5 protein-coding genes are annotated in these 5,577 nt (G+C 42.8%); 4 read left to right on the plus strand and 1 reads right to left on the minus strand.

Annotation, left to right across the window (positions count from 1 at the left end; translation table 11 throughout):
• The first annotated feature begins 245 nt into the window (after positions 1–245).
• Together AC1MDJ_RS06525 and AC1MDJ_RS06530 are read left to right on the plus strand one after the other, a co-directional pair.
• The gene (locus AC1MDJ_RS06525) at positions 246–563 is read left to right on the plus strand and encodes a hypothetical protein (RefSeq protein WP_479690126.1); all 318 of its coding nucleotides are present in this window, start codon (positions 246–248) and stop codon (positions 561–563) included.
• Positions 564–645: 82 nt separating this feature from the next.
• Positions 646–1,089 carry a hypothetical protein gene (locus AC1MDJ_RS06530; RefSeq protein WP_479690127.1) on the plus strand — a complete coding sequence of 148 codons (444 nt, stop codon included), beginning with the start codon at positions 646–648 and terminating at the stop codon, positions 1,087–1,089.
• A gap of 50 nt (positions 1,090–1,139) precedes the next feature.
• Here the strand turns inward: AC1MDJ_RS06530 and AC1MDJ_RS06535 are convergent, their stop codons facing one another.
• Positions 1,140–2,192 carry an LptF/LptG family permease gene (locus tag AC1MDJ_RS06535; RefSeq protein ID WP_479690128.1) on the minus strand — a complete coding sequence of 351 codons (1,053 nt, stop codon included), beginning with the start codon at positions 2,190–2,192 and terminating at the stop codon, positions 1,140–1,142.
• A 73-nt stretch (positions 2,193–2,265) separates the two neighbouring features.
• On the opposite strand from AC1MDJ_RS06535, the gene AC1MDJ_RS06540 reads away from it, so the two are divergent.
• Together AC1MDJ_RS06540 and AC1MDJ_RS06545 are read left to right on the plus strand one after the other, a co-directional pair.
• Positions 2,266–3,429: a bifunctional folylpolyglutamate synthase/dihydrofolate synthase gene (locus AC1MDJ_RS06540; RefSeq protein WP_479690129.1), complete on the plus strand. Its 1,164-nt coding sequence runs from the start codon at positions 2,266–2,268 to the stop codon at positions 3,427–3,429.
• The gene (locus AC1MDJ_RS06545) at positions 3,429–5,390 is read left to right on the plus strand and encodes an LPS-assembly protein LptD (RefSeq protein WP_479690130.1); all 1,962 of its coding nucleotides are present in this window, start codon (positions 3,429–3,431) and stop codon (positions 5,388–5,390) included. The genes AC1MDJ_RS06540 and AC1MDJ_RS06545 overlap by 1 nt, the downstream gene beginning before the upstream one ends.
• Positions 5,391–5,577 lie beyond the last annotated feature (187 nt).

Raw genomic sequence — 5,577 nt, forward strand, 5'->3', positions numbered from 1 at the left:
GCTACTTCGTCATACGATAACTTGCCACTGAGCACATCCTCTACCCCTTTAATCTTGCCATAACTTCCCACAATACATACCCCTAATAAAAAATATATGAGGGGCATTTTAACTTGTGCAATTACAATTTTTAACTTCTAATTGACAACTTTCCTATTTTCTGTTATCATCTCAACTGGTCAGGTTAGTGCCGTATTGCCCGCGTGACATTCAAAAGGGAAACTTAGAATGGGGCAAGGAGGTTTATGGCTCTCATGGTTATAAGTTCCGTCCCGTGTGAACGGGGCGGTAGGTTCAAGACGAATGGGCAGGCTCGTCTGTGTGCGTTCATCGCATACGGCGGTTTTGTACGTTCTATTGGGCAGGTTAGTTTAAGCTTGCATTTCAGTGATGTCTTTGGCTCATCGGAGCTGACAGAAGCTATCAAATCTACAGCTAAAAGTGTGTTTCAGCAGAACGTCATCGTTCTGTCCGTTGCATGCGGAATAGCACAGGTTTTGAGTTCAGCTCGGCGCGTGGGGCTACTTGACCATACGAAAGATATTGCTGAACCGTATGGCTGAGGAAACTTCACCGTGCCGCAGAGGGAAGTGTCATTAGCGACCTTAAAACAATTAAGGGAGGCTACTAGACAAGGGGTGAGGTATGATTTACAACACGGGGTGGAACCATCAAACAAACAATGTTAATCTCCATCTTAATGTATCATCGGCGGCTCGCTACCAGTATCAGCCGTATAAAACGGGCAGTTATGGGTGGCTTGGTATGGTTACATCTGCGCCTAGGCGTATAGGTGTAAGCAGTATAATAACGGACGCAATCCACAGACTGAACAGAGTTGCTAGAATAGTCGGAGACTACAAGCGTTCTGAGGCTTTGAAGAGACGGCTAGCAAGTTCGCTATATGTTCGCTTGATAAAAGCGAGTATAGTTGTTCAGTTTGATTTTGACTACTGGCGTAATCTGATGTCTGTCAACATTACGCACAGGAGTGAAAGAGTTTCGTTCGTTGTCTCGCCGAGGTTTGTTCCGCAAATGCATTTACTGTCAACGTATATGCCGAACAGACACTTGAGTGTAACAGCTTAGAACTAACTTTCGGATGGGGCAGAACGGATGTTGCCTCTCTCGCAAATTTATTAAACGTAAATACGTCTCAGTAAGACGGCAGTTATAGCCCCATACAACAGTAGCGGTAGCCATGCAAGCACGAATGGGTTTATGATATTCACCAGATTTTCAGCTAACACAAATAAAATATTGAGTGAAAAACCCACTATACAGGCTAGCAATATCTTTAATGAGCGTGAAGAGCGCGAGTTAAAGCTTGTCATAGATAGCCCTAGCAGTGCCATAATGATAGATGTGAGTGGCATACTGAACCGTTTCATATACTCATACTTAAAAACTGCTCCTCCACTAAAACGTTCCTTTAGTTGCGTTAGCGTCATTATCTTATGATTTTGCGGCAACAGCTTAGCGCGGATGTTGAGCGGATAGTTCACTAACATTCCGTCAAATGTAATATTAGAGTAGCTGTGTGTGTCGCTGTCAGCAAGGGTCATTCTGCCGTCTGAAAAACGCATAGCTATTGAGTGAGATGCATTAGGAACGATTGTTCCATGTTTAGCTGATACCACTACGTTGCGTCCATTATCTATCATCAGTATATTTTCAAAATTGCCGTCTCCCAGTTTTTTGTTGGCGTAGAACAACATCCCGTCAATATCAGTGTAAAGCTCCCTCTCTCGGATGTCGTTAAGAGATATATTTTCAAGCATCTTGTTGATGTTGCGGACGGCTAACGCAGAGCCTTTTGGCAACAGCGATATGTTCAGGTATACGTTAAACATTGTTGTTATAAGTCCTATTATAAGCACAGGGGTGGCAATCGTTTTGAGACTTGCTCCGCAGACGGTCATTGCCACCAGTTCGGAATCTGCTGAGAACTTGCTGAAAGCCAACAGAACGGCAAGCAGTATGCTAATGGGGATTGTGATAACCATAAAAGACGGCATATAAAATATAATAGTTTCAAGCATTATGCCAGAGGGAACGCCCTTTACAAAGACCAGCTCTGCAAGTTCCACTAGCTGTTCCAGCAAAAGCAGGAATATAAAGAATAAGTTGAGCATAAAAAATAGCGGCGCAACCTCGTATAGTATGAGCTTCTGCACTTTCTTTAGTTTCATTTGCTTATTTTATGGCGTTCAGCCGAATAAATCAACTTGAATAACGTGCTGTTTTCTTATAAAAATATAGGTTATGTTGCAAACGGGGACGCACTTTGAGAAATACTTCGCAAACGCTGGTGAATTTGTCAACCTTGAGTTGACGCTTGCCCGTATAGAGGCTGCTTGCAGGGCACTCTCCCCTAGTTTCGGCGGTATTCGGGTAGTTCACATAGCAGGCACTAACGGCAAAGGCTCAACGTCTTACTTTATAGCTCAGTTGTTAGAGCAGGCAGGTTGCAAGACTATGCTATTTACATCTCCGCATACCACGACTATCTGTGAACGTATTAAATACAGGCTAACTGATATACCCACACTGGCATTTGATAGCTTGTTTGACAGCCTTAACCTGCTAGTGGCTAAATATAAACTATCGTTTTTTGAGACTCTTTTCCTTATGGTTATTAAGTTTTGTATGGAGGTAAGACCAGATTTTCTAATATTGGAGACGGGGCTTGGCGGGCGGTATGACGCAACTAATGCCGATATATACCCCGCTAAAACGCCGGTCATTACTAGCATATCGCAAGACCATAAGGATATATTAGGAGCAAAAATCTCCGATATTTTGCAAGAAAAGCTTGCTATAGCACGCGACAATAGCCCTGTGTTCGTGGCTAATAACCCTGATTTTATAATGAGTAAATGCCGTGAGGCTTTGCCTAATGCGGAAATTATTACTCCAACAGCTAATAATGTGGAGTTTGCAAAAGTAATCTATAACGAACCTTATTGTTATAACTATGCCAATGCGCACAATATAGTCAGCTGGCTACTCGGTAGAGATGCAGGATTTAGCTTGCTAAAACTGCCACCGTGCAGGCAGGAATGGTTTGGCAATGTTATGCTTGACGGGGCGCATAACATATCAGGGCTGTTATCACTTGTTAAATCTTTCAAAAATAGAACGCTCAAGTTTGCGATAGTCAGCCTAACGGCTGATAGGGATACTAAACGCTATCTGTCGCTACTCTCTAAATGGGTATCTAATATTATCCTGACCACTATCCCCAACAATCAGCGTAGCATTACAGCTGTTACTGCGGCGGATTTGCCTTGTGAATTTGTAGAAAATCCTACAGATGCTCTGAAATATGCGAAAGCTCGTATTAAAGCAAGCGAAATGCTCCTTATAACAGGCTCACTCTATCTGTGTGCATACCTGCGCCCATATCTCATCGGGCAAAAACGCTAATGAATATAGGGTTTTATAGGCTATTCACACTTGCCGCATCAGTATTTTTCCTAGCTTGTGGCGTTGCCTTATCTGCTGATAACTCATTTGGCGAGAACTACACTATAGAGGCGAAGGAGATTACAGGTGTTGAGGGGGAGAACTATCATGCGCGCGGTAATGTGAAGATTACCTTTAATGGCATGGAGCTTTATGCGGACGAGGCAATCTATCATATTAACAGCAATACTGTTGAGGCTAATGGACATGTGAAACTAGTTGAGACTGAAACGCAGTTTTTATCTGATACATTAGTGTTTGATATTGATAACGACACCGCTATAATGGATAATGTGACTGGGCTAGTGAATAAAGAATATTACGTCTGTGCAACACAGGTCCGCAGGCTAGGCAAAGACTATTACACAATGGATAGTGTGAACCTCACCACCTGCAGCGCGCCGCTTCCAGAGTGGTCATTCTCATTCCAAAAGGTTGATGTGACCCTTGATGGCTATCTGTTCGGCGACCATACCACCTTTAACATCAAGGATATGCCGCTCATCTATACTCCTAAGATGATGTTCCCTATAAAAACTACCCGTCAGACAGGCTTTATGCTCCCTAATATCGGCTATTCTACTGATATGGGTGCTATTTTAGGCAATGAGTTTTTCTGGGCTATAGATTACGATAAAGATATAACTCTAGGTGCAAATAGTTTCTCCACAAGAGGGCTACAAGGCTTGTTTGAGGGACGTTATGCTATCAGCGATACTAATAAAATCTATATGTCGGCTGACTTTATACACGATTCAAAAGCACCTACTACTGACAAACCAAATAGGTGGGGCATTATCGGTAAAACGTTCATTTCATCGTCAAACGGGCTATCTGTTACGGCAGATGTTTCCGCAACTTCAGACTATATGTACAACCGTAGCTTTGCAGAATATTCCACCTACTACAATGGGCAAAATAACTATGAAAACGTCTATCATCAATACTATGTGCTAGCTTGGACTAGCAAGTTCAGCGACATATCGGTTCAATACAGAAACATTGATAAGTTTCACGACTATAGCACCGACAACAAACTCTACTCTAAGACTTGGTTAGAGCAGACACCCGCTGTCAGCATATATAAATACAATATCAGCACAAAATACATCAACGCTGACTATAATCTTGATTATAGCAAAGTCCACTACGACAACAAGACATACTATGACAACAATACATTTAGCAGAGACTCTTTTTCATCTTACGACCGCTCACATGCTGATTTAACGTTGTATTCCAGTATAAACTTAGGCATAGCTAGGCTGACACCCTCGTTTAGCGGGTATTATACCAGCTGGAATATTTCTGATGGCACTTATAGTGCCAAACCCGCTCGAAACAGCCTTGTGCGGCTTGATGAAACGGATAGTGGGTATGAATTATTTTATGGCAAAGCCGTTGCCAACCTTGACATTAATGATATTTATAAGAACTATGGCTCGTTCACACACGGCATAAGCAATATTTTTAGGTATAGTTACGTGCCAAAGGTTGATACTAGCGGACTGCCAAACGAGCTAGAAAGCGAAGAAGCTGATAACCAATCGGCTGAATGGCAGTTTGTGAGCTACCTGCTGGGAGATGGCTGGTCGTCGCGACTCACACTGAAACAGAGGCACGATTTTTATACTGACAAGCTGTTGCCACTGGACATCGCATTAGATATAGATATAGGCAAGTTTTATACACGAACGAGGCTTTACTACGACTACTATGCCGATGAAGTATCTGTGCGTGGGGGGAATAAACTATACTACATCAGCAATGGCATAGGATATTCCCGCGATGTATTTTCTGCATATATGACATACACGCAGGACAACAAAATTCTAACAGGGTATAATACCTCGCTTGACGTGGGCATGCGTGTGCTGACCGCTCGTCTGCTGGCAAGGGTGTCTGCTCTAACCAAGTCTTAGAGTAGAGTTTGTTGTCGGTGCTATAGTCGTGAAACTTATCAATGTTTCTGTATTGAACCGATATGTCGGCTGACTTTATACACGATTCAAAAGCACCTACTACTGACAAACCAAATAGGTGGGGCATTATCGGTAAAACGTTCATTTCATCGTCAAACGGGCTATCTGTTACGGCAGATGTTTCCGC

Source organism: Candidatus Termitispirillum reticulitermitis (genome assembly GCF_054655775.1).

Bases quoted from the DNA above. Each gene is read 5' to 3' on its own strand.
- AC1MDJ_RS06525 (WP_479690126.1), top strand. From the start codon at position 246: ATGGCTCTCATGGTTATAAGTTCCGTCCCGTGTGAACGGGGCGGTAGG.
- AC1MDJ_RS06530 (WP_479690127.1), top strand. From the start codon at position 646: ATGATTTACAACACGGGGTGGAACCATCAAACAAACAATGTTAATCTC.
- AC1MDJ_RS06535 (WP_479690128.1), bottom strand. From the start codon at position 2,192: ATGAAACTAAAGAAAGTGCAGAAGCTCATACTATACGAGGTTGCGCCG.
- AC1MDJ_RS06540 (WP_479690129.1), top strand. From the start codon at position 2,266: ATGTTGCAAACGGGGACGCACTTTGAGAAATACTTCGCAAACGCTGGT.
- AC1MDJ_RS06545 (WP_479690130.1), top strand. From the start codon at position 3,429: ATGAATATAGGGTTTTATAGGCTATTCACACTTGCCGCATCAGTATTT.